This is a genomic window from Sphingomonas sp. UBA978 (genome assembly GCF_002292295.1).
Taxonomy (GTDB): Bacteria; Pseudomonadota; Alphaproteobacteria; order Sphingomonadales; family Sphingomonadaceae; genus Sphingomonas.
In genome coordinates, this window is sequence record NZ_DBBS01000021.1 from 384,445 (window position 1) to 409,465 (window position 25,021).

A 25,021-nucleotide genomic window follows, 5' to 3' on the forward strand; every position below is an offset into this window, starting at 1 on the left:
CTTGCGGGAACGATTGTCAGGAATGCCGGATAACGTATTGATCCAGATCGGTACGCGGAAACAACCGCGCGTGAGGTCGTTACTCGTTGAAACAAAACGGGGCGGCCTTGTTCATAGTACATATGGCGTTGGGGGGCTGCCTTAAGGCCCCTCCGATCAACTTTGGCATCACCGCCGATTCGGGTGGTCATCTTGCCTACGTAATGGACGCCGCGCTGGCGCATGCGGCGCTGCCCACGGTGAGCCACGTCTCCATCGTCACGCGCCGGTTCGCCGATGCGCATCTACCGGTCGAGCATGACGTCTGCCGCGAGATCGTCGCCGAGCGGGTGACGATCGATCGCATCGCCACCGACAATGCGCTCTATCTCGAAAAGGAAGCGCTGGCGGCCGAGTTGCCCGCCTTCGTCCAGGCCTTCTGCACCTGGCTAGCCCGTCTTCCGGCCCTGCCCGACGTCATCCACGCGCATTTCGCCGATGCCGCGGCGGTGGCGATCGCGGCGCGGCGGCGCTTCGGTATTCCGTTCGTCTACACGCCGCACGCGCTCGCGATCGACAAGCGCGGGCAGGGGCTGGGCGATGACGGGCTCGACGCGCGGATCGCCGCCGAGCGGCAGGCGATCGCCGCGGCGGATGCGCTGATCGTCTCGACCCGCGACGAGGCGGAGCGGCAGGTGCGCGCCTATGGCGTCGCGGTCGAGGGACGAATCCACTGTATCGCGCCGGGCGTGCCGCAGCGGCTGGGCGGTGCCACCGCGCCGACGCTGGTCGATCGGCTGGGGGAGATGGTCGACCGGCCCGACCTGCCGATCATCCTCGCGATCGCCCGGCCCGTCGCCAAGAAGAATCTCGCGGGGCTGGTGCGCGCCTATGCCGGCGATGCGTCGTTGCAGGCGCGGGCCAATCTGGTGATCCTCGCCGGGCAGGACGATGGCCGCTCGTCCGACGAGGAGGGGGCTATCCGCGCGGAACTGTCCCGCCTCTGCGATACGCCGGCGCTGGGCGGGCGGGTCGCTCTGCCGCAACGCCACGACGCCGCGGACGTCACCGCGCTGTACCGGCGCGCGGCGCAGGGCGGGGTGTTCGTTAATCCCGCGCTGCACGAACCGTTCGGCCTGACGCTGATCGAGGCCGCCGAGGCCGGCGTGCCGGTGGTGGCGACGCGGTATGGGGGGCCGAGCGAGATTGTTGCGGCGATCGGCCATGGTCTGCTGGTCGAGCCGCGCGATACGGCGGCGATCGCCGCGGCCTGTCGCGCGATCGTCGGCGATGCCGCCGCGCACGCGGGGTTCCGCGCCGCGGCGCTGGCCAACCACGGCCGCTACGACTGGGGGCGCTACGCCACGGATGCGGTCGCGGTCTATCGCGACCTCCGCCGCCAGCCCGCGCTGCTCGCCTGCGACATCGACCATACGCTGACCGGCTGCACCGCGGCGGCGGCGGCCTTCGCGGGGTGGCGGCGCAGCGCATCGATCCCGTTCGTGGTCGCGACCGGCCGCTCGTTCGCCGAGGCGCGCGCGGTGCTGGCGCAATGGCAGCTGCCGGAGCCCGACGCCTTCATCACCGATGTCGGCACGCGCATCATGCTGGCGGGCGACGACGGTGCGTGGCGGGCGTGCCCGGCCTATGCGGCGGCGCTGGACGCGGACTGGAACCTGTCCGCGGTCCGCGCCGCGCTGGCGCCGCTCGGCATCACGCCGCAGGCGGAGGCGACGGCGGGGCCGCACAAGCTGAGCTTCTTCGGCAACGCCACAGATGCCGCGGCGATCCGGGCGACGCTGGCGGCGGCGGGCCTGTCGGCGCGCGTGATCTTCTCGCATGGCCGGCTGATCGACGTGCTCGCCCCCGCCGGCGGCAAGGCGGCGGCGATCGCGGCCTATGCGGACCGGTTCGGGCTGACGCTGGCCGACTGCGTCGCCGCTGGCGACAGCGGCAACGACGTCGACATGCTCGAACGCTGCGGCGCCGCGATCGTCGTAGGCAATGCGGGCGACGAACTGGCGATGCTGGCGGAACGCCCCGGCCTGTACCGCGCCGAGCGGCATCATGCCGCCGGGGTGCTGGAGGGGCTGGAGCGGCTTGGCCTCGCCGATGCTCCCGCCATCGCCGCGCCGCGGATCGCGGCATGATGCGGCCGTTCGGTTATTTCGTCCATCATCAGGGTCGCGGCCATGCCGAGCGCTGCGCGGCGATCGCGCATGCGCTCCCCGCGGAGCGGCCGCTGACGATCTTCTGTGCGCGCGACGACATCTTTCCGGACCTGCCGCCGCAGGCACGGATCGTCCGCATCCCGTCGCTGTTCGAGCCGACCGGGATCGAGGCGGCGGACGCCGACTGGGTGCCGACCCCGTCGACGCTGCATTGCGCGCCGCTCGGCTGGCCCGGCATCCGACAGGCGATGGCAAGGATGGCGAACTGGTTCGCCGAGGCCGATCCGGCGCTGATGATCTGCGACGTCTCGGCCGAGGTCGCGCAGCTCGCACGCATCTGCAGCGTGCCGCACGTCAAGGTGCTCCAGCATGGCGACCGCAGCGACGCCGGCCACCGCGCCGCCTATGACGGTGCGGCGGGGCTGCTCGCCGCCTTCCACGCCGATCTCGCACAGCCCGAATGGGATGCGGCGATGCGGCAGCGGACCTGTTTTGCCGGCGGCCTCGGTGTCGACACGCGCGTGCCGGAGCGCGAACTCGCGCGGCAGCGGATCGGCGTCGGCGTCGACGAGGAGATGATCCTGGTGATGGCCGGCGGCGGCGGCGGCGGGTTCGGCCAGGCGCCGCTCGGCGTCGGCGCGAGGAGCCGCCCGGGGGCGCGCTGGATCACGATCGGCCCGGTGGTGCGCGACTGGCATGCGACCGAGCCCGCCAATATCCAGCATCGCGGCTGGGTGGACGATGCCGCCGACCACGTCGCGGCGGCCGATCTGGTCATCGCCTCGACCGGCAACACCACCTGCCAGCAGATCCTTGCCGCCGCCCGGCCGTGGCTGGCGGTGCCGGAATGGCGCTATTTCGACGAACAGCATCGCAAGGCGGAGGCGCTCGCCGCCGCCGGCGTCGCCTGCGTGCGCCCGCACCTGCCGTCCTCCGCCGATGCCTGGACGCAGGCGATCGAGACGACGCTGCTGACGCACGACCCCGTGCGGCAGCGGGCGATGATCGCCGATGCGCCTGCCGCCGATGCCGCGCACTGGCTGGAGGCGCTTGCCGCGCGATTGTGGCCCGAGCCCGGCCTGGCCGCCGGCGCCGATCCGGCCGTTACCCAACCCCTTCCTTCGATCTGACCGGAGCCCCGTCATGTCCGTTTCCGTCGTTACGCTGGCCGGCGGCCGGCCCGATCATCTTCGCAACCTCGTCACCGGGCTGACCCGCCAGACGCAGCCGCCGGTCGAGCTGATCGTCGCGGTCATGCAGGATAGCGCCTATGACCTGCCCGCCGCGCCCTTCCCGATCCGCCAGATGATGATCGCCGGCGGCGACCTGCCGCTCGCCGCAGCGCGCAATGCCGCCGCGGGTGCCGCCATGGGCGATGCGCTGGTGTTCCTCGACATGGATTGCATCCCGACGCCGACGCTCGTCGCCGATTATGCGCGCCGGCTCGGCGAGCTCGACGGCCTGCTGATGGGGGAGGTGATGTACCTGCCCGGGGGTGCGACCGATGGCGACTGGCAGAGCGCGGCGTTCGAGGCGATCGCCGTGCGGCATTCGGACCGCCGGGGGCCGCCTGCGGACGGCATCGAATTGTGCAACGACTATCGCTGCTTCTGGTCGCTCAACTTCGCGATGCGGCGCGCCACCTTCCTCGCCGTCGGCGGCTTTCACGAGGGCTATCGCGGCTATGGCGGCGAGGACACCGATTTCGGCAAGCTGCTCGACACCGCCGGGGTGCCGATCGCCTGGATCCGGGGCGGGCTGGCACACCATCAATACCACCCGCACCATATGCCGCCGGTCCATCATATCGACAGCGTCGTGCGCAACGCCGAGCTGTTCGAGGCGCGATGGGGGTATCGGACGATGGGGCATTGGCTCTATGCGTTCCGGCTGATGGGGCTGGTCGACGATGCCGAGAATGCCCCGATCCGCATCCTGCGCCGCCCCAATGCCGACGACCTCGCGCTGACCGGGCAGCAGAGCCATCAGCCCTATGCCAACACCGCCAGCGTCATCCGCGTGCTCGAAGCGCGCGTCGGCGGCGCGGACCGCGTCGCCGCGTGAGGATCGCGCTGCTTGCGCATGTCCGCCAGCGGATCGCGCAGCCGTTCATGGGGGGCATGGAATCGCACAGCTGGTATCTGGCCGAGGGGCTGGCGGCGCGCGGTCATGACGTCGTGCTGTTCGCGGCGGGCGACAGCGATCCGCGCTTCACGATCGATCCGGTGCTCGCCGAACATTACGAACGCACCTTTCCCTGGGCGGAGCATCGCGGCTCGGCGCCGCTGATCGCGCATGTCGATGCCGGCTATGCCGCGGCGTGCGACCGGATCGCGGCGGGCGGGTTCGACGTCGTCCACAACAACAGCCTGCACCGCTTCCCGATCGAGCCGGCGCGGACCGCGCGCGTCCCCACCGTCACCTCGCTGCACGTGCCGCCCTATGACGCGCTGCACTGGTTCGTGAAGGCGAGCCCCGCGCCGACCCACCGGCTGACGGTGACGTCGCACAGCCAGTTGCGGGCGTGGTTCCCGGACGGCGCGCCGCCCGAGGCATCGGTGGTGCACAATGGCATCGATCCCGCGGCATGGCCGTTCGCCGCGACGGGCGAGGGCGCGATCTGGTGCGGCCGGATCACGCCCAACAAGGGCACGCATCTGGCGGCGCAGGCGGCGTTGCGTGCCGGCGTGCCGCTGACGCTGTTCGGATCGATCGAGGACCCGGATTACTGGGCGGCGGCGGTCGAGCCTCTGCTCGGACCGATGGTCCGCTATGGCGGGCATCTGGAGGGGGATGCGCTCGCCGTCGAGCTGGGCCGGGCGGGGGTGTTCCTGTTCACGCCGTGCTGGGACGAACCGTTCGGGCTGGTCGCGATCGAGGCGATGGCCTGCGGCCTGCCGGTCGCGGCCTTCGACCGCGGCGCGGCGGTCGAGGTCGTCGGCGAGGCCGGGCGGTTCGCCGCCGCCGACGATGTCGACGCGCTTGCCGCCGCGATTCTCGGGGCGCTGACGATCCCGCGCCACGTCCCGCGCGACCGGGTCGAGCGTTCGTTCACCCGTGACCGCTGGCTCGACCGGTGCGAGGCCCTGTATGCCGAGGTCGTCGCGGCGCGCCTGTTGCAGGCCGCGTGACCGCTACCGATGTCGTCGCGCGCCAGCAGGCGGCGCTGCTGGCGCTGTACCGCCGCCACGTCGGCCCGGGCGACCGCTATGCGCTGGTCGATTTTCCCGACCACGCCAATGTCGGCGACAGCGCGATCTGGCTCGGCGAAATCGCGATGCTGCGCCATGTGACGGGTCGCGATCCGGACTATGTCGCGAGCTGGGACAGGTTCGACATGGCGGCGTTTCGCGCGGCGAGCCCGGCGGGTGTGCTGTTCCTGCACGGCGGCGGCAATCTCGGCGATATCTGGCGGCATCATCAGGCGTTCCGCGAGACGATGCTGGCGACGGTGCGCGACCGGCGCATCGTCCAATTGCCGCAGTCGATCCACTTCCGCGATCCCGCGGGCATCGCCGCGTTCGGCGCGCTGGTGGCGGCGCATCCGGATTTCCACCTCTATGTCCGCGACCGTCCCGGCCTCGCGCTGGCGCAGCGGCATTGGGCCTGCCCGGTCGACCTCGCCCCCGACAGCGCCTTCGCGCTCGGCCGGCAGGCGCGCGGGGTGGCGGACTGCGACCTGCTGATGCTGATGCGCACCGACGACGAGCGCGTCGCGCACGATCCGGTCGCGGGTGACGCGGTGATCCTCGACTGGCTCGACGACGGTCCGCTGCCGGAGCGCCGGGCGGGCGAGACGCGGGCGGGCCATTGCGAACGGCTCGCCGCCGCGCGGGTGAATCGCGGGCTGGCGCTGCTGTCGCGCGGTCGGCGGGTCGTCACCGACCGGCTGCACGCGCATATCCTCTGCCTGCTGCTCGATATCCCGCACGTCGCGCTCGACAATGATTACGGCAAGCTGTCCGCCTATATCGCCGCCTGGACCGCGGATTCGCCGCTGCTGGCATGATCCACGTCAGCCTGCTGATCTGTACGCGCGATCGCGGCGTTTCGCTCGACCGGACGCTGGCGTCGATCACCCGCGCCGCGGCGGCGTTCGAGGGGCTCGAGGTGGTGCTGGTCGACAATGGGTCGTCCGACGATACGCCGGCCCGGCTGGCGGCGTGGCGGGACCGGCAGCGATTTGCGGTGACGCTGGTCGACGAACCGCGGCCGGGGCTGGCGCGGGCGCGCAACGCCGGTCTGGCGCGGGCGCGCGGGCGGATCGTCGCGCTGACCGATGACGATTGCGTGCTCGACTCCGGCTATTTCACGATGCTGGTCGCGCGCTTCGCCGACGTGCCGGCGCCGGTCGTCATCGGCGGGCGCATCCGGCTGGGCGATCCGGCCGACCTGCCGGTGACGATCAAGCTGGAGGATCATGCGATGGTCGCGCCGGCGGACGGCTTTCCCGGCGGGTTCGTGATGGGTGCCAACCTCGCCTTCACGCGCGACGTCGTCGCCCGCGTCGGGCCGTTCGACGAACGGTTCGGGGCGGGGGCGCCGTTCCGCGCGGCGGAGGACACCGACTTCCTGTTCCGCGCGATGGGGCACGGCATCCCGGTGCGCTACGAGCCGCATTTCACGATCCTGCATCATCACGGCCGCCGCTCCCCCGAAGCGTTGCGGGCGTTGCTGACTGGCTATGCGTTCGGCGACGGCGCGCTCTATGCGAAGCATCTGTTCGCCGACCGGCGGATCGCGCGCGTGCTCGGCCGCGACGTCGGCGACGCGGTGGCCGGGCTGTGGCACGGGCGGCCGGTGTTCCCGACGATTCGGTTCTTCCACCTGTTCCGGCTTAAGGCGCTGGTCCGGGGTTTCGTCTTCTACGGCCTGTGCGCGCTGCGGCCGCGCAACGATGCGTCAGTCGGGCGCTGATCCGGTTTCCGGGTTGAAGCGCGGGTTGGCGAAGTCGATCGGCGAGGGCGTGACCTCGGCGGGAGCGGCACCGCTTTCGGTCCAGGCGCGGCACAGCATGTCACGCAGCATCGCCGCGCCGGCGGCGGTGCGATCGTAGATCAGCGCGCGCACGTCGCGGTCGGCGAAGTCGGCGAACCCGTTCCGCTTCTCGAGCACATAGACCCGCTCCATCGCGTCGCCGGCGGTGTCGAGGAAGGCGAGCACCGCGTCGAACATGTCGCCGCTGCGATGCCCCGGCGCGCCGATGCGGGGCGCGATGTCCGCCACCGTCAGTTTCATGCCATCGACGAAGCGGCTTTCGAAGCGGCCGTGGATCGAGCTGTCGGTGGTGTATCCTTTGGGGTTCGGGCCGCGCCAGCCGTCGCTGTTGACCGAATCGTGCAGCGGCTGGGCGCCATCGCCGATGTAATGGCCGAGGCGGATGACGTCGAACGCGCAATGCTGTTCGGCGAACCCGGCATCGCGACCCGCCGCCCGGGCGGCGCGGACGTCGCGCATGCAGACGACGATCCGGTCGTAGGCCTCGATCGCGGCATAGGGGAGGGTGCCGGTCCAGCGCACGTTGGTGCGCGCGGCCGTGGCGGGATCGGTGCGCTCGATCGTCTCGTAATGCTTGAACAGCGCGATCACGAATTCGTAGCGCGACCGCGGGATCGGGCGAAGGAAGGCGAATTGTTCGCGGAACCAGCCGTGGTTCGGATCCTCCTCGATCTTCGAGAAATTCTCGGACGATCCGCGCCAGGCATCGGGCAGCGACGCCGATCCCGCGATATAATCGACGTGGGCCCGCAGGAAGGTCGGGCCGTCGTCGGGGATCGCCTCGATCGCGGCGCGGTCGATCACCGCATGCGCGGTGCCGCCCCATGCCTGCGCGGGGGCGGGGAACAACGCCGCCAACGCGCCGGCGGCGATCATGGCAAGCAGGGCAGGGCGCATCATCGGGAGGGCTCCGGAAGGATCAGGGATCGAGGGGGTCGCGCGGATCGACGCGCAGCGAGGCGGATGCGGGCTGGAATTCCAGTTCGGTCGGCGACAGACGCTGTCCGACGCGTCCCGGCGCATAGCCCAGTTCGGTGAGATTGCGCTGCGCGAAGGCGGGGCTGGCGATCATCTCGCTCTGGCCCGGATTGCAGACGATCAGCGCCGTCATGCCGGCGGGTGCGGCCAGCGTCGCCAGCATGCGGGCGGCATTGCGCAGGTTGGTCGTGGTGTGGCGCGCATAAGGTTCGACGAGGATCGCGTCCGCCGGCACGCCATAGCGGTCGATCAGCGCGGTCCGCATCTGCTCCGCCTCGGTAAAGCGGGTGGCGCGGGGATGGGCGCGACCGCCGGTAACGATGATGAACGGCATTTCGCCGCGCGCGAACCGCTCGGCGGCGAGGCGGACGTGATATTTGCCGAACGGGCTCAACGGCATGTCCGGCGTCTCCGGCCCGACACCGGTCAGGATCAGCGCGCTGTAGCGCCAGCGTTTCCAGTCGAGCGTCCCCGCGCGTCGGAACGCGGCGGCGTTCAGCCCGCCGGTCAGCGGATCGAAGGCGATCGCATCCGTCCGGTCGCTGGCATCGAGGAGCGCCAGCGCGAATTCGACGCTGCCGTCCAACGCCTGCGCCGATCCGGCGCGGGGGGTGCGCGTCAGCCATTCGGCCGCCTGCAATCGGGCGCGCGTCTCCTGCGGGTCGATCATCCCGGCGCCGTCGATCAGCGGGTAGCGCGGCACCTGGCCGAGGCCGAAGGTGCGCAGGACGACGTTGACGCCGTCGATCTCCCGCTGCGCCTGCGCCGCGGCGCCATCGTCCGCGGCCGGCGCGTCGGTCGGGATCGCGCCGACCAGCGTCGCGGCTTCGGCCGGCGTCCAGACCAGCGCCTGTGCGATGCAGGTGAGATCCTGTCCGCAGGCGGTGCGGCGGCCGGCCCGGTCCGCGAGCATCGCGGCGATGCCCGGTCGGGCGCGCAGCCGGGCGACCGCGGCCGGGTCCGCGCCGATCGCCGACAGCAGCGGGAACAGGCGGTGCGACAGAGCAGCAGCGATACGGTCGCCGACCGCCGCCGGCGCGGGTGCGGCGGGCGCTCCGATCCCCGGCGCGCCCGTAAGCATCAGCGCCGTCGCCAGCAGCACCCGCCGTAGCCTCACCACGATTTGCCGACGACGAGGCGGACGTTGCGGCCGAAGATCGGACGGCCGTAGATCGCCTCGGCATTGCCCTGGCCGCTCAGCTGGTCGGTGCGGGTGTTGCCTTCGGTGAGGCCATGCACGTTGAACAGGTTGTCGCCGACGACCTGCAACTGCCAGGTGCCGTGGCGGACGGTCACGCCGGCACCCGTGGTGCCATAGGCGGGCAAGGCGGTGTTGTTGTACAGGTCGACGAAGCGCTTCCCCATATAGGTGTAGCGACCATAGACCGAGACGGCGTTGCCGCCCAGATCGAAGTCGAAGCTGGGACGGATGTTGCCGTAGATCTTGGGCTGGCGGACGATCTGCTTGCCCTCGGCCTGGACCGGGTCGGCACCGGTCGAGCTCTGGAAGTCGCGATATTTCGGATCGCTGACCGTCAGCGCGCCGTTGAGCGAGAACCACGACGTGAGCGCCAGCGAGCCGTCGAATTCGACACCCTTCACCTGCGCCTCGCCGATGAAGGGGATGTTGACGTCGTTGCGTCCCGTCGTCGGGTCGAAGGCGAGGAACGAGGCGTTGAGCGGATCGAAGTTCGTGTAGAAACCGGTGACGTAGAGATACGAACGCCCCGCGGCGAGCTTCAGGCCGGCCTCGTACTGATCGGCGATCGTGGTGAGGATCGTCGGGTTGATGTTCATCACCGTCTGCACGCTGGGCGGCGTCTCGAGGTGCGAGGCGCGGCCGTAGACGCCGACATGGCGGCTGAAATCGTAATTGGCGCCGACCGTCCAGTTGGTGACGTTCGGCTTGCCGCGCTGGTTGACGATGCCGCCGGTGAAGGCGCGCGTCGTATCGTCGGCGAGCGTCGCGGCATTGCCGAGGTTCGCCGATCCGGTGAGCAGGGCATAGCCCTTGTAGCCATAGCGTTCGTGGCGGATGCCGGCATCGATGCGCAGGCCCGGCACGATCTCCCACGTGTCGTTGGCGAAGACGGCGATCATCTGTGCGTCCGCATTGCCGCGGGTCAGCGTCGCGGCATAGTTGAGCACGCCATTGTCGGTGACGCTGCCGATCCGCGTGCCGGCGGCGTTATAGGCGACCAGATCGAGCGTCCGCGGCTTGCCCGCAACCTCGATCAAATAGTTCTGGTAGATGGTACGGCTGTCCTCGCCGTAGAGGCTGCCATAGACGCCGAGCTTCAGATCGTGGCTGCCGATGCCGGTGTCGAACTTCTTCGCGACCGAGACATTGGCCTGGTTCGAATAGAAGCGCGAATGGATGTCGCGATACTGGCCCTGCACGACCAGCCCGGACGCGGCATAGGGATCGTAGACCGTGTTGGTGCCGGCGAGGACGTAGCCGAATGAGGCGACCGGGCCGAATGCGGTCGTCGCGCGCGTGCGGAACCCGTTGGCATAGGCGTTGGCATCGACCGGATTGGTGGTCGAATAGAAAGCGTTGAAATCGAGCTGGCCCATGGTGAAGCCGGCCTTGGCGGAGAGCAGCCAGCCGTCGAATTCGGCGTCATATTGCGTGCCGATGTTGAGCATCCGCATATGGCGGCCGTCGGCGAGGTCGCTCGCCTGATTCTGAATGACGCCGGCGCCGTTACGGTAGCGCAGGTTGACGTTACGCAGCGCGGGCGAGTTCATCGTGCCGGAGAAATAATCGATGTAGCGGTCGAGCGACACCGACGGATTGCGCGGGTCCGCGGTCGGGATCGGCAGATAGAAGACGTTGTGGTCGTTGACGTAATTGACGCTCAACCGCAGTGAGCCGTTGTCGAGGTCGTGGCGGATGTTGGCGCGGAACTGGCCGCCCTTGTCGTTCGGGAAGCCGTTGTCGCGATAGCCGTCGTGATAGCGGACGAAGCCGCCCATCGCATAATAGGTCCGGTTGCCGAGCGGGCCGGACTGGACGACGTCGGCGCGATAGAGGCCGGTGTCGCCGAGCGTCACCTGCGCCTTGCCGCGCAGCTGATCGCGGCCGGTGACCTCGATCGCGTTGACGATCGCGCCCGAATAGCTGGCATAGACGGGGGCGGGGCCGCCGCGGACGACCTCGACCCGTTCGGTCATCAGGTCGGGCTTCAGGATGGCGTCGCCGCGGAAGAAGACGCCGTCATTCTCGTGGAACAGCGGCAGGCCGTCCTGCTGGAAACTGACGAAGCCGCCGTCGTTGGGCAGGCCGCGGATGCGGTAGATGTTCTGGACCTCACCGCCGGTGATCTCGGTCTGGAAACCGGGCAGCTGGCCGATCAGGTCGGCGAAATTGACCGGCGCGATCTTCTCGATATCCGCCTGCGAGACGGTGTTGATCGCATAGGAGGCATCGAAGCGGCGCTGCGCGCGCGTCGATCCGGTGACGATGATGTCGCTCTTCGGTTCCTCCTGGGTGGTGTCCTGCGGTGTCGCCTCCGCCGTGCCGGCCGCCGCCGTGACGGGAACGGTCGTCGCCTGCGCGTGAACCGCGGTGGCGAAGGCGGGGCAGAGCGACACGATCGCGGTGCCGGTTGCGAGAACGGATTTGAGCATGGACCCCCACAGGACATTCGTGCTGCGATGCAGCGACGTCCGCCCGTTGGTATCCAATTGTTACACCTTCAATTATGCGGACGATTAAATTGGCCGGATAGGGGGCGGCGTGGGCGTGAAGGGGGTCAGCGGCCGGCCGTGGCGACCTTCATCTGCAGGATCGTGCCGCCGGCGCGGTCGATGCCGTAGAGCATGCCGGGCTGCGATTCGTCCCAGTCGATCGCCTGTCCGGCCGCCTCGATCGGGATCGTCGCGAGATGGTCGAGCACCGCTCCGCCCGCGGGCAGGGTCATGGCGTACATCTCCGGCCGGTCGTGGCCGGTCAGGTACAATCGCCCGTCCGGCCCCCAGCCGCCGCCGGAAATGCTCATCGGGGCGATCCGGTCGAGCACGGAGGGCGGCAACGCCCAGCTCTGCGTCCGTCGCCACGCGTCGTCGAAGCGGACGAGGAGGGTGTGGCGGTGGTCGCGGCCGGGTTCGGCGCCCTTGACGTCGTAGTTGGCGAACATCGCCCACCACGCGCCGTCATGCCGGTCGACCCAGGTGAGCGAGCCGATGCCCTGTCCCAGCGCCACCGTGCGGCGGTGCGCCAGCGTGACCGGATCGAAGAATTCGACCGAACTCCATTGCGGTACGGCGGGATAGTTGGACAGGGCGCAGACCAGATCGCGGGCGATGATCGCGCAGCTGTTGAGGTGGGGGAAGCGGGCCTTCTCCCCCTCCCAGACCGCGCGCCGTTCGCCGGTGGTCTTGTCGTAGCGGGCGATCCGGAAATTGGCGATCGCGTAGAGATCGCGCGGGCCGGCCGCGACGCCCTGCCGTGCCTCGACCGCGGGCAGGCGGCGTACGGTCTCCGCGCTGCCGCCAAGCATGGCGGTGGCCGCGACGATCACGCCCATCAACCGCATTCCATGCCCCCCGTCATGCCTGTCGGCGGCTGACTAGCCCCGGGCGGGTGCCGAGATCAATGCCGCGGCGATCGCATCGCGCATCGGCTTGGGACGCAGGCGCGCATCGAACGGGCAGGGGCGCTTGGGCAGGCCATCGGCGCGCGGACGGAAGCCGTTGAGCCAGCTGTAGCGGTCGCCGAGTCCCCAGCACATCACCGTCCGCGTCTGCGGATAGGAGAGCATGAGGTCGAGATAGGCGCGGGTGTGCGCGGCGATCTCGGCATCGCGGCGGCGAATGTCGCCGGGCAGCGGATTGTCGTGGACGTCGAGTTCGGTGACGAGCAGGTCGAGGCCCATGCCGGTAACCTCGTCGAGGAACGTCCGCCACGCCCGTTCGTCGAGCGCGCCGAGCCCCGTCGGGCTGTCGCTGAACTTGCTGCCGAGATGGCTCTGCAAGCCGAGCGCATCGACGGGGGTGCCGCGCTTCCTGAGCGCCTCGAGCAGCTTGAGCACGGCGGTGCGGTGGGCCCCTTCGTCGCGGCGCCAGCCCATATAGTCGTTGTAGACGAGCTGGGCCCGGGGCGCGGCGTCGCGCGCGGTGCGGAAGGCGATGTCGATCACCGCCTCCGCGCCGATCGGTTTCGACAGCGCGGTCTCGCGGAGCAGGCCGGTGTCGGAATCGATCGCCTCGTTGACGACGTCGAAGCTGTCGACGCGCGGGGCATAGCGGCCGGCGACGGTGCGGACATGATCGGTGAGCAGGCGCTCCGCCTCGGCCCGCGGATTGGCACCGAAGTCGTGCTGCTTGACCCAGTCGGGCATCCAGCGTTCCGAATGCCACAGCAACGTGTGACCGCGGACGCCGAGGTGGTTGGCGGTGGCCCAGTCGACGATCCGGTCGGCGGCGCGGAAATCGAAGGTGCGGGCATCGGGGCGCGTCGCGGCCCATTTCATCTCCGTCTCCGGCACCACCAGCGCGCATTCGCGGGCGTTGAGCGCGCGATAGGCGGGGTCCTCGAAATTGTTGAGGCCGATCGTGCTGCCGAAGCGAATGCCCTTCGCCGCGGCGATGGCGGCGAGCGTATCCGGGGTGCGTGCCGCGGCGGGCAGCGGCAGCGCGAGGGCCGCCATGCCGCCGATCGCGGTGCGCCTGCTGATCGTCATGCTCACACCTCGCCGGTGAACGGTCCGGCGATCGTGCGGTCGGGGACCGAGCGGCTGCCAATGGTGCGGAAACCGGTGACGTCGCGCAGCGCGAAGCCGATGCCGGCGGGCACCTTGACGCGGAAGGCGTCGGCGCCGGCGACGTCCTCGAACCGGAAGGCCGGGCGCGGATCGGGTGCGGCGACCGCGACCTCGACGTTGCTCAACTGCAGGTTGCGGGCGTGGCGGACGAACAGGCCGGTGGCGGGCAGGTCGCCGAACATCGTCGCCTCCGGATAGCCCAGTTCCTCCTCGGGCGGGTTCAGCCGCGCCATCGCGGCGGGGGCGCCGCCGACGTGGTGGAGGTAGACGTCGCTGATCCGCACATCCTCGATCGGATGGCCGACGAGCCCGGCGATGACCGAGGGCAGGGGCGTGGCGTTGGAGCTGACCACATTCTGGATCGAGATGCGGCGCATCGTGCCGATGGCGCGCCCCGTCGGCCCTCGCATCCGCTTGCCGAGGCGCAGGAAGATCGGCGCATCGACGATGCCGCGCATCGTGATGTTGTCGACCACGACATCCTCGATCATCGCACCGTCGACGGTTTCAAAGGCGAGGCCGCGGCTGTCCTCGAACACGCAGTTGCTGATTGCGATGTTGCGGAAGCCGCCGTTGCTCTCGGTGCCGAACTTGATGCGGCCGTGGATGGTCTTTGCGAAGGACGCGGGCATCTTCTGCCAGCTGCCGTCGATGACCGACCCGATCTTGTAGTTGCCGGTGACGAAGCAATTCGCGATCGTCAGGTTCTCGGTGATGCGCGGCTCGCCGAGCGCGTAGCTGCTCTTGGGGCAGATCGCGTCGTCATAGGGCGAATTGACCGTGCAGTTGCTGATCCGCACGTTGCGGCAGCAATCGACGTCGAAGCCGTCCCGGTTGGTATCGACCAGCAGATTGTCGATGGTCAGATTGTCGACGCCGGTCGCGAGCAGCGCGAACCAGCCGCCCTCCAGCAGTCTGAAATCGCGGAGCAGGACGTTGCGGCAATTCTTGAGCGCGATCGCCTTGTTGCCGGTGCCGGGGCCGTTGGGGTCCTTCAGCCAATTGTCCTTGCCGTCGCCGCGGCCGAGGCCCTTGCCCCAGATCAGGCCCTGACCGACGATCGCGATATCGTGCAGCCCTTCGCCCCAGATCAGGCTGTTCCTCCAGTGGCTGTGGCCGAAGTCCTGGAACATGTCCCACGGGTTCGGCTCGGCGACGTCGTAGCCGCCGCTCGCGGTCGGGGCGGCGGCGAGGATCGTCGCGCCATTGTCGAGGTGGAGCGTGACGCGGCTCTTCAGCCGGATCGTGTAGCAGGCATAGGTGCCGGCGGGGACGTGGACGGTGCCGCCGCCGCGCGCCGCGGCGGCGTCGATCGCGCGGTTGAAGGCGGGGGTGTCGATCGTCGTGCCATCGCCCTTCGCGCCATAGTGGCGGACGTCGACCCAGCCACCGGATGCGAGAGCGGGGAGCGACGGACGGACCTGTGCGCCGGCGGTGCCGGGCAGCGCGGCGAGGCCGAACGCGCCGCCCAGGATCATCGAACGGCGGTCGAGCGTCATCGGGCGGCTCCTGAAACGAGAAAGCGGGCGGAGCGGCGAGGAGCCGCTCCGCCCAGTTGGGGGACGGGTCAGAACTTCAGCGTCGCACCGAGGAAGAATTCGGTGCCGAGCACATCATAGGTCGCCGAGAAGGTGTTGGCGTTGGGACCCTGTGTCGTGATCGGGGGCTTGTTGTTGAAGACGTTGTTGGCGCCGCCGAACAGCTGGACCTGCTTGGCGATGTCGTAGCTGAACGACAGGTCGAAGTAATTCTGGTCGTCGAGCTTGGGGAAGGCGATGCTGGCGAGCGTCGGCGCGGCGGCGCTGCCCTGGCGTAGCGGCACGACGAAGCGGTCGGTGACGACCGGTCCGACGTAGCGATGGCGGACGCTGAGGCTCAGATCCTCGATGTTCCAGGTGATGCGGCTGGTCCCGCGCCAGCGCGGCAGCGGCTGGCCGCAGGTCGGGCCGAACGATCCGGCGCATTTGTTCTGGATATTGGGGAAGGCCGCGACCGGGGTCGAGGTGAATTCCGCCAGCCAGGTGTAGTTGGTGCCGAAGTCGATCGAGCTGCTGCTGCCGAAGCCGGGCAGGCCGAAGCCGAGGTTGACGCGATAGCGCGCGGCGAAGTCGATGCCGGAGGTCTTGAGCGATCCGGTGTTGGCGTTGAGGATGCGCGCAACATAGGGGTCGTTGATCTCGCCCGTGGTCGGGCTGCGGGTGATCGCGCGGCAGAACTCGCTGTTGGCGTCCTGGAGGACGTTGTAGCAGAGGTTGAACGTGTTCTGCAGCCCGCCGCCGAGCGACGACACCGCGCCGTCGAGCGTGATGTTGAAGTAATCGACGCTGAGGTACAGCCGCGGCAGCGCCGACGGCGTGATGACCGCGCCGACGGTATAGGTGTCCGAGCTTTCCGCGCCGAGGTTGGGGTTGCCGCCGAAATCGGCGGGGATGATGTTGTTGGGCTGGACCACGGCACTGAAGACGTTCGCGGTCGGCACGCCGGTCGCGACGCATACGGCACGTACCGCGGCGGTCTGTTGCGCGGCGGGGGCGCGGCTGGAGCAGGGATCGGTGGCGACGGCGACGACGCGGTTGACGCCGCCGAACAGCTCGCCGACGTTCGGCGCACGGATCGCGCGCTGGTACTGGCCGCGGAAGGCGATGTCGCGGTTGACCCGCCAGTCGAGCCCGCCGAGATAGGTCCACACCCCGCCGACGCCGCCGAGGCTGTAGTTGGAATAGCGGAACGCGCCATTGGCGACGAGGCTGTCGATGAACGGCGTGTTGTGGATCAGCGGCACGCGGACCTCGCCGAACACCTCCTTGACGGTGGTGCTGCCGCGGGTCGGCAGGCCGGGGTTGAAGCCGGCGACGTCGCCCGACGACAGGAAGCTGTCGGGGGTGAATTGCGCGCTCGTCTTGCGCCATTCATAGCCATAGGAGAAGCCGACCGGACCGGCGGGCAGCTTGAACAGGTTGCCGGTGATCGACCCCTGCGCGACCTGCTGCGTCGCGATCGTCGAATTGGTCGCGCTGATCGATATCGCCGAGGCGCAGGCGGTCGAGACGTTGGCGCCGAAGATGTTGCAGACCGGCGCGGCGCCGTTCACCGACAGCAGGTTCGCCTGCAACCGGCTGCGCGAGATGGCGTTGCGGAGCAGCAGCGTGTCCTCGCTGCGTGCGTAGGTATAATAGACGTCGTATTTGAGATCGGTCAGGACGTTTTCGCTGACGTCGCCCAGATCGCCGCGGAAACCCCAGGCGCCGCGGAAGACGTTGCGGCGTTCGCTGGCCTGACGCGCGCCGACCTCGACATAGCGGCGGCCGGCGGTGAGCACGGCGAGGCCGTCGCCCGCCACGGTGGTGCGGCTCGCGGTGCCGCTGACGACGTTGGTGGTGCCGACCTCGGCGAGGTCGAGCTGGCGGAGCACCGCCTGCAGCTGCGGGGTGAGGTACGGGTTGTTGACGTTGAACAGCGTCGGCGACCCGACGTTGGTCGGCGCGAGGCGGGCATCGACGACGTTGTTGCTGTAGTGCAGCTCCATGTAGCCGGTGATCTTGTCGCTGAAGTCGTAGTGACCGAAGCTGTTTATCATCCAGCGTTCCTGCGGCTGGATCAGGTAGTTGTCGGGGCCGAGATTGAAATCGTCCTGCGGCGTCAGCTGCGGACGGGCGGCGGTGCCGGCGTTATTGAAGGTGAAGCCGCGCGTGCCGAGCGCGCCGAGGCCGGCGGCGGCATAAGCGGCGTTGAGCCCGGCGTTCGAGCCGCCGAAGGCGGGGATGCCCGAGAAGCGGCCGTTGGGAATGTCGCCGCTGCCGCCGGCGACGAAGCCGAGCGCGCCGCCACCGGCGACGCAGCCGAGGCCGGCTGCGGGGCTGAAGGGCGTGCCGGCGCGGTCGGGGCTGACGCTGTCGCGGGTGACGCAGCCGTCGTTGAGCGAATCGAACGCGAAGCTGCCACGATCGCCGCGGGTGATCGCGCCGCGCTTCAGATAGTTGCCGGCGACGACGAGGTTGCCCTTGCCCTCGGCGAAATTGCCGCCGAGCGTCAGGTCGAAATTATAGACGGGCGTGCCGGTCGGGCGGTCCATGTTGACCTGCGCGCGGCCCTCCACGCCCTCGAAATCGTCGCGGATGATGAAGTTGACGACGCCGGTGATCGCGTCCGAGCCATAGACCGCCGACGAACCGCCGGTGACGATCTCCGTCCGCGCGACGAGGGTCGAGGGGATGGTGTTGAGGTCGGTGACCTGTTCGGGGCCGAAGATCGCGAAGCGGCGGCCGTTGACGAGCACGAGGTTCCGCGTCGAGCCGAAGCCGCGCAGGTTGACGTCGGCATAGCCGCCGGGAACGGTGTTGGAGGTCGCGCCGCCGAGCTGCGAGCCGACCGCCTGGGGCAGCTGGCTGAGCGTGCGTTCGACGTTGACGTTGCCCGACAGCTTGATGTCCTGCGCATCGACGACGTTGACCGGGGTGGAGGCGTCGAAGCCGGCGCGAGCGATGCGCGATCCGGTGACGACGATATCCGCGGCCTCGGCATCGGCGTTGCCGGCGGCGTCCGGAGTCGCGGGCGATTGCGCCTGACTGTCGGCGGGGGCGGGCGTCGCGGCGCCCGGCTGCGGTGCGGCACCCGGCAGCGGCGCGGTCTGCGCGGCGACCGGCTGGCAGGCGAGCCCGAGTGCAACAAGCATCGTTCCGCTCAGGAACTGCGCGCGACGGCGGTGGACGAAGTCCTTCATGCAATCCTCCCTGGTGCGACGACCTGCTCGTGACGGATGCCCCGGCCGGTCGTTCACAATTATTGTCGGCGGAACCCCCGCCGTCCGACCTGCCCCCTCGGCAAATCGGATGTACCATATTATGGGAGCCATTATTATAGTTGAGGATAGCGCTGTCAATAGGTAGCGTTACCATTGCCGTCTCCAAGGCGATCCCGGCGGCCTCCCGCTGTGGTCGACGGTGGGGATTTCGGCTGTTTTCGGCGGTTCAGCTATCTGGAATCGCAGAAGATAGCGCTAACGACAAAGACGACCGGGCGATCATGCCGGCGGGATGGGAGAGACGAGGATGACGGTCATCGATCGGGCAAGATGTCGGGCAGTCGCGGCCGGCCTGCTGGCGCTCGGCATCGGTGCCGCGACCGCGCCGCCGGCTGCGCCGACCTATGCCAATCCCATCCTCTACGCCGACTATTCGGACCCCGATATCATCCGGGTCGGCAAGACCTATTACATGGTCGCATCCAGCTTTCACTTTTCGCCGGGCATCCCGATCCTGACGTCGACCGATCTGGTCCACTGGACGATCCTCGGCCATGTCCTGCCGCGGCTGCCGTTCGCGCCCGGTTACGACATGCCGGGGCCGCATACGCTGACCGACGCGATCTCCAAGCCGGTCGGCGGTACGCGCTATGCCGGGGGCGTCTGGGCACCGTCGATCCGGTTTCACGACGGCCGCTTCTACGTCTATTTCGCGACGCCGGACGAGGGCATCTTCATGGCGACCGCGACCCGCGCCGATGGTCCGTGGAGCGCACCGGTGAAGGTGATCGACCAGCCGCTGCTCGAGGACCCCTGTCCGTTCTGGGACGAGGACGGCACCGCTTGGCTGGTCCATTCGCGCCATGGCGCCGGACCGCTGATCCTGCACCGCATGTCGCCGGACGGCACGCGCGTGCTCGACGCCGGCACCGTGATCGTCGAGGACAAGGCTAAGCTGCCGATCCTCGAGGGGCCGAAGCTCTACAAGCGCAACGGCTATTATTACATCCTCGCGCCGTTCGGCGGGGTGGAGAAGGGCGCGCAGGTGGCGTTGCGCGCACGATCGATCCGCGGGCCGTACGAGCAGCGCGTCGTGCTGAGCCAAGGCACGACCGCGCTGGAGGGGCCGCATCAGGGCGGCTGGGTCGAGACGCCGTCGGGGCAGGGCTGGTTCGTCCATTTCAACAGCACCGGCGCGTTCGGTCGGATCACCTATCTGGAGCCGCTGGTGTGGCGCGACGACTGGCCGGTGATCGGCGATCCCGTCGCCGGCACCGATGGCGGGCAGCCGGTGATGCGCCACGCCATGCCCGACACCGGATCGCCGCCGACCCGCGACCGGTTGCAGGATTCGGACGAGTTCGCCTCGCCTCGCCTCGGCGTGCAGTGGGAATGGAACCACAATCCCGACTCCCGTGCGTGGAGCCTGACCGCGCGGCCCGGTTTCCTGCGGCTGACCGCGGGCCGGGCCGAACATCTGGTGACGGCGCACAACACGCTGACCCAGATCCTGCAGGGACCACGGACGCGGGTGACGGCGCGACTCGACGTCGGCCGGATGACGGACGGCCAGCGCGCCGGCCTGTCGCTGTTCGGGGTGCGGCCGAGCTGGATCGGGCTGGTCCGTGACGGCGACTCGACGCGGGTGACGCTGGCGAGCGAGGGGCGCGAGACGCCGGGCGTGACGCTGACCGCGCGGACGATCGATCTGCGCGCGGAGGTCGGGCCGGACCAGACGGTCCGCTACGGCTACAGCATCGACGGCGGCCGGTCGTTCCGGGCGATGGGCGATGCGGTGAAGCTGGCGCGCTTTTCGTGGTGGAAGGGATCGCGGCCGGCGCTGTTCACCTTCACGCGCGGTGCGCCGGGCGGGTCGATCGACGTGGACTGGGTGCGGGTCGTGCGCCCGGAAGGAGAGAGCGAATGATCGACCGCCGCCTGTTCCTCGCCGCGGGTGCGGCACTGACCGTACCGGGCGCGATCCGCGCCGAAGCCGCGCCCGCCGGCGACGCACCGCGATTCGCCACCGCCAACGCGCGCTGGCAGGCGGCCTATGACAAGGCGCTGCGCATCCTCGCGGGCAATGTGCAGGTCATGCCCTACGTCAACCGGCCGGTGCTGATCGAGGGATCGGTCTATCGCGGCATCTGGCAGGAATGCGGGCCGCACGAGGCGCTGGTCTATCGCAAGTTCCGCCCCGACGTGGCGCGCGACAGCCATCTGACCTTCTTCGAGCTGCAACGCGCCGACGGGCAATTGCCGGCGAACAACAAGGAGAGCGAGACGGGGTTCGGCCAGATCCAGATGGTCGTGCCGATCGCCGCCACCGCATGGGAACTGGCGCGCGCGACCGGCGACGAGGCGTTGCTGGCGGAGGCGTATCGGGCGTGTTCGGCCTGGGACGCATGGCTGATGCGCTATCGGAACACGCGCGGCACCGGGCTGGTCGAGGGGTTCTGCACCTACGACACCGGCCACGACAACAGCCCGCGCTGGAAGGGGCTGCCCAACCAATGCCCCAACAAGAACGCCAAGGTGCACGCGCCGATCCCTTCGCTGCCGCGGCTCTGCCCGGACCTGTCGGCGACGATCTACGGCCAGCGGCTGGCGCTGGCGGCGATGGCGGATGCGCTAGGCAGGCGCGACGATGCGGACCGCTGGCGCGCAGCCGCGGCGGGACTGCGCGCGGCGATCCTCGCGCGGCTGTGGTCGGAGGAGGACGCCGCCTTCTACGACCGCGACGCGCAGGACCGGTTCGTCGCGATCCGCGGCGACATTCTCACCCGCATGTGCGGCGAGCATGTGCCGGACCAGGCGATGTTCGACCGGATGTGGCAGCGTCAGCTCGGCAATCCCAGGGCGTTCTGGACGCGCTTTCCACTGCCCTCGATCGCGGTGAACGATCCCACGTTCGTCCGGCCGATCCCCGCCAACAGCTGGGGCGGGGCGGCGCAGGCGCTGACCGCGCTGCGCGCCGGGCGCTGGTTCGACCATTACGGGCGCGGTGCCGAATTCACGACGATGATGAACCGGTGGTGCGAGGCGATCCAGGCGGACATGAGCTTCCGCCAGCAGATCGATCCAGAGACGGGCGTGTTCACCAAGGGTGCGGACGCGCCGGACTATTCGCCCTGCGCGCTGGTGATGGTGGATTATACGTGGCGGCTGGTCGGCGTGCGCGAGGAGGCGGAGGATTTGCACTGGGCGATTCGCCCGGGCCATCCCGCGGCGGCCGGCGCGACGCTGTCGATGCGGACCGACGGCGGGCGTCGCGCGGCGATTCGCTATGGTGACGGGCGGGCCGAACTGACCCTCGACGGACGGCCGCTCGCCATCGTCAGCGGCGGCAGCGTCCGGCTGGTGACCGATGCCGCCGGGCTGCCGAAGGCGGTTCAGGGGATCGAGGCCACGCCGCAGCGCGTCGAGGTGCAACTGGCGGGAGGGGCGCGCCGCCCGTTCGTCCTGCGACCCAACCAGCGGATCGCCTGGCGCGGCTGACCGCGCTGCGGCACCTTACGGAAACGCCACTTTTTTGCCGCCGCCTCTGTCCAGAACGGACAGGATTAAGGCGTTATTATCCTCTTGTGCTGCACTGCGGTCGTCAGGGGATAACAGAAGGGTGGGCATCCGCGATGCGTAAGTGGGTTTATCTGTTGGCGGCGACGGCGAGTGTCGGTGTTGCCGGGACGGGGCATGCGCAGGGACTGCGCGGCGTGGCACCGACGGCGAAGCAGGCGGCCGAGGACAAGGCGCGCCAGGCCGCCGTATCGGAGAACAGCGCGGACATCGTCGTCACCGCGACGCGGCGTTCGCAGCGCCTGTCGAACGTGCCGATCGCGGTCAGCGCCTATGGCACCAACGCGTTGCAGAATTCCGGCGCGACCGACATCCGGCAGATGGCGCAGCTCGCGCCGTCGCTGATCGTCTCGTCGACCGGTTCGGAAGCCAATGCGACCGCGCGCCTGCGCGGCATCGGCACGGTCGGCGACAATCCCGGGCTCGAAAGCTCGGTCGCGGTGTTCATCGACGGCGTCTATCGCAGCCGCACCGGATCGGGGCTCAACGACCTCGGCGAGGTCGAGCGGATCGAGGTGCTGCGCGGGCCGCAGGGCACGCTGTCGGGCCGCAATTCGTCGGCCGGCGCGATCAGCATCTACACCAAATATCCGGAATTCGAGTTCGGCGGCTATGGCGAGGCGAGCTACGGCAATTTCAACGCCGTGCGCCTCGCCGGCGCGCTGACCGGACCGGTCATCAAGGACGTGCTGGCGTTCCGCGTCGACGGCGTCTTCGCCAAGCGCGACGGCTTCTACCGCGACGTCGTCAATGCGACCGACTATAACGACCGCAACCGCTATTTCGTCCGTGGCCAGCTGTTCTTCAAGCCGACGCCGGAATTCTCGGTGCGCCTGATCGGCGACTATACCCATCGCGACGAAAAGTGCTGCGGCGCGGTCTATACCGACACGCGCGAGAAGATCGATCCGACGCCGGGCGTCGCGGGCGATTTCGCGGTGTCGCCGCAGAACCGGATCGTGTCGGTGCTGCAGAGCCTCGGCGCGATCATGCCGAGCGACGGCGATCCCTACAACCGGCGCATCACCAACACGCTGGGCCGCGCCTATGCCAACGTCACCACCGATTACGGCGGCTCGGCGCGCATCGGCTGGACGCTGGGGCAGGTGCAGCTGATCTCGATCAGCGCCTATCGCGAGTATAAGGCGGGCGGCGCGGCCGATCTGGACTATAGCAACGTCGACATCATCTACCGGCCCGACAACGGCAACGCCTATCGCCAGTTCCATACCTTCACGCAGGAAACCCGGCTGAGCGGCGGCCTGTTCGGCGGCCGGCTCGACTGGCTGGTCGGCGGCTATTACGCGCACGAGAAGCTGCAGGTCGTCGACAATCTGACGTTCGGGTCGCAATATGGCGCCTTCGCCGCGTGCCGCATCGTCGCGACGATCAACCCGGCGGCGGCGCTGCGCAATCCGGGCAACGCCGGCTGTCTTAGCGCGGTCGGGCGGCCGACGCTGACCGCCGCGGTCGGACCGCAGATCATCGCCGGGATCGATCGCCTCGGCACGATCAATTCGGTCGGCAGCCTGCGCGACGTCTTCGACCAGACGAGCAGCAACTATGCCTTCTTCACGCACAATATCGTCCGGATCACCGACCGGCTCAGCCTGACCGGTGGCCTGCGCTATACCAACGAACACAAGACGCTGGATATGCGCTTCAACAACAACAACACCGTCTGCCCGGCGCAGCAGGCGGCGCTCGGCCCGCTGCTCGGCAGCAGCAACGCGACCCTGCAGTCGCTCGCCGCTGGAATCATCACGCTGAGCTGCACGGGCAATGCCACGTCGGGGCTGAACGGCGTGCCGATGAGCGATTCGATCCGCGAGGGCCAGTTCACCGGCACCACCGTCTTGTCGTGGAAGCCGGCACCGAGCACGCTGCTCTATGCCTCCTATGCGCGCGGCTACAAGGCAGGCGGCTACAACCTCGACCGGTCGGACCTGACGCCCAACGCCTTTTCGACGCCGGTTGCGGCGGACGTCCGCAACCTGCGCTTCGATCCGGAAACGGTGCAGGCGTTCGAGGCGGGCATCAAGTACAGCGCGCGCCGCTTCAGCGCGAACCTCGCCGGCTTCCATTCGGCCTTCCGCAACTTCCAGCTCAACACCTTCAACGGCAGCAACTATATCGTCCAGAACATCAGCGCGTGCGACACCGCGCTGAACGGCGCCGATCGCGACGCGTCGTCGGTCACCGGCGCCTGTTCGTCCAAGGTGAAGGCGGGCGTCGTCACCAAGGGCTTCGAGATCGAGGCGGGCGCCTATCCGACGCCGGACGTCACCTTCAGCCTCGGCTACACCTTCGCCCACACGCAATATCGCAAGAACCTCGTCGGCAGCGAGGCCGGCGAGGCGCTGAGCGCGGCGCTGTTCCTGCTGCCGGGCAACCAGATGTCGAATGCGCCGCGGCACACCGTCACCAGCTCGGCGACGTGGACGCCGCCGATCGGCGGCAACGGCCTGTCGGGTCTGTTCTACGTCGATAGCCGGCTGACCAGCGACTATAATACGGGGTCGGACCTGTTCGCCGAAAAGCGGCAGGACGGCTTCTTCCTGGTCAACGCGCGCATCGGCCTGCGCGGTCGCGACCAGCGCTGGGCGGTGGAATTCTGGGGGCAGAACGTGTTCGACACGCGCTACGAACAGGTCGCCTTCTCCGCGCCGTTCCAGGGCTCGGGCAGCCTGTCGCAGGTGACCCGCTTCGGCGCGCCGGGCGCCGCCGTCGGCAACGCCATCACCACCGCCTTCCTCGCCGAACCGCGCACGTACGGCATCACGCTGCGCTCGCGCTTCTGATCTCTCCTT

The 25,021-nt window shown here is 69.1% G+C and carries 16 protein-coding genes; 9 read left to right on the forward strand and 7 right to left on the reverse strand.

Going from position 1 to position 25,021, the window contains the following annotated elements; genetic code table 11:
- Positions 1-122 precede the first annotated feature (122 nt).
- Genes B2515_RS16840 through B2515_RS16865 form a run of 6 tightly spaced genes read left to right on the forward strand, consistent with a single transcriptional unit; the run spans position 123 to position 7,067 of the window.
- Positions 123-2,129 carry an HAD family hydrolase gene (locus B2515_RS16840; RefSeq protein ID WP_293878520.1) on the forward strand — a complete coding sequence of 669 codons (2,007 nt, stop codon included), beginning with the start codon at positions 123-125 and terminating at the stop codon, positions 2,127-2,129.
- On the forward strand, positions 2,126-3,280 hold the full coding sequence (locus B2515_RS16845; protein WP_293878314.1) for a glycosyltransferase: 1,155 nt from the start codon (positions 2,126-2,128) through the stop codon (positions 3,278-3,280). Before B2515_RS16840 ends, B2515_RS16845 begins: the two co-directional genes overlap by 4 nt.
- Positions 3,281-3,293: 13 nt before the next feature.
- A complete protein-coding gene (locus B2515_RS16850; protein ID WP_293878316.1) occupies positions 3,294-4,214 on the forward strand; it encodes a glycosyltransferase family 2 protein in 921 nt (306 codons plus the stop codon).
- Positions 4,211-5,281, forward strand: a complete 1,071-nt coding sequence (locus B2515_RS16855) for a glycosyltransferase (RefSeq protein WP_293878318.1) — start codon at positions 4,211-4,213, stop codon at positions 5,279-5,281. The genes B2515_RS16850 and B2515_RS16855 overlap by 4 nt, the downstream gene beginning before the upstream one ends.
- On the forward strand, positions 5,278-6,159 hold the full coding sequence (locus B2515_RS16860) for a polysaccharide pyruvyl transferase family protein (protein ID WP_293878320.1): 882 nt from the start codon (positions 5,278-5,280) through the stop codon (positions 6,157-6,159). Before B2515_RS16855 ends, B2515_RS16860 begins: the two co-directional genes overlap by 4 nt.
- Positions 6,156-7,067 carry a glycosyltransferase family 2 protein gene (locus tag B2515_RS16865; protein WP_293878322.1) on the forward strand — a complete coding sequence of 304 codons (912 nt, stop codon included), beginning with the start codon at positions 6,156-6,158 and terminating at the stop codon, positions 7,065-7,067. The genes B2515_RS16860 and B2515_RS16865 overlap by 4 nt, the downstream gene beginning before the upstream one ends.
- Here the strand turns inward: B2515_RS16865 and B2515_RS16870 are convergent.
- From B2515_RS16870 to B2515_RS16900, 7 genes are all read right to left on the reverse strand, one after another.
- The gene (locus B2515_RS16870) at positions 7,053-8,048 is read right to left on the reverse strand and encodes a nuclease (RefSeq protein ID WP_293878324.1); all 996 of its coding nucleotides are present in this window, start codon (positions 8,046-8,048) and stop codon (positions 7,053-7,055) included. The two genes, B2515_RS16865 and B2515_RS16870, sit on opposite strands and share 15 nt — an antisense overlap.
- A 19-nt stretch (positions 8,049-8,067) precedes the next feature.
- Complete coding sequence (locus B2515_RS16875; RefSeq protein ID WP_293878326.1) at positions 8,068-9,243, reverse strand: YdcF family protein; 1,176 nt, start codon at positions 9,241-9,243, stop codon at positions 8,068-8,070.
- On the reverse strand, positions 9,240-11,759 hold the full coding sequence (locus B2515_RS16880; RefSeq protein ID WP_293878328.1) for a TonB-dependent receptor: 2,520 nt from the start codon (positions 11,757-11,759) through the stop codon (positions 9,240-9,242). The genes B2515_RS16875 and B2515_RS16880 overlap by 4 nt, the downstream gene beginning before the upstream one ends.
- A 125-nt stretch (positions 11,760-11,884) precedes the next feature.
- Positions 11,885-12,658 carry a hypothetical protein gene (locus B2515_RS16885; protein ID WP_293878330.1) on the reverse strand — a complete coding sequence of 258 codons (774 nt, stop codon included), beginning with the start codon at positions 12,656-12,658 and terminating at the stop codon, positions 11,885-11,887.
- A 42-nt stretch (positions 12,659-12,700) separates the two neighbouring features.
- Positions 12,701-13,813: an endo-1,4-beta-xylanase gene (locus B2515_RS16890; RefSeq protein WP_293878332.1), complete on the reverse strand. Its 1,113-nt coding sequence runs from the start codon at positions 13,811-13,813 to the stop codon at positions 12,701-12,703.
- 2 nt (positions 13,814-13,815) lie between these two features.
- On the reverse strand, positions 13,816-15,393 hold the full coding sequence (locus B2515_RS16895) for a rhamnogalacturonidase (RefSeq protein WP_293878334.1): 1,578 nt from the start codon (positions 15,391-15,393) through the stop codon (positions 13,816-13,818).
- A gap of 68 nt (positions 15,394-15,461) precedes the next feature.
- Positions 15,462-18,614 carry a TonB-dependent receptor domain-containing protein gene (locus tag B2515_RS16900; RefSeq protein ID WP_293878336.1) on the reverse strand — a complete coding sequence of 1,051 codons (3,153 nt, stop codon included), beginning with the start codon at positions 18,612-18,614 and terminating at the stop codon, positions 15,462-15,464.
- Between the two features lie 328 nt (positions 18,615-18,942).
- On the opposite strand from B2515_RS16900, the gene B2515_RS16905 reads away from it, so the two are divergent.
- The 3 genes from B2515_RS16905 (at position 18,943) to B2515_RS16915 (ending at position 25,012) form a co-directional block, all read left to right on the forward strand.
- Complete coding sequence (locus B2515_RS16905; protein WP_293878338.1) at positions 18,943-20,562, forward strand: glycoside hydrolase 43 family protein; 1,620 nt, start codon at positions 18,943-18,945, stop codon at positions 20,560-20,562.
- Positions 20,559-22,133 carry an MGH1-like glycoside hydrolase domain-containing protein gene (locus tag B2515_RS16910; protein WP_293878340.1) on the forward strand — a complete coding sequence of 525 codons (1,575 nt, stop codon included), beginning with the start codon at positions 20,559-20,561 and terminating at the stop codon, positions 22,131-22,133. Before B2515_RS16905 ends, B2515_RS16910 begins: the two co-directional genes overlap by 4 nt.
- A gap of 134 nt (positions 22,134-22,267) precedes the next feature.
- On the forward strand, positions 22,268-25,012 hold the full coding sequence (locus tag B2515_RS16915; RefSeq protein WP_293878342.1) for a TonB-dependent receptor: 2,745 nt from the start codon (positions 22,268-22,270) through the stop codon (positions 25,010-25,012).
- Positions 25,013-25,021: the final 9 nt, after the last annotated feature.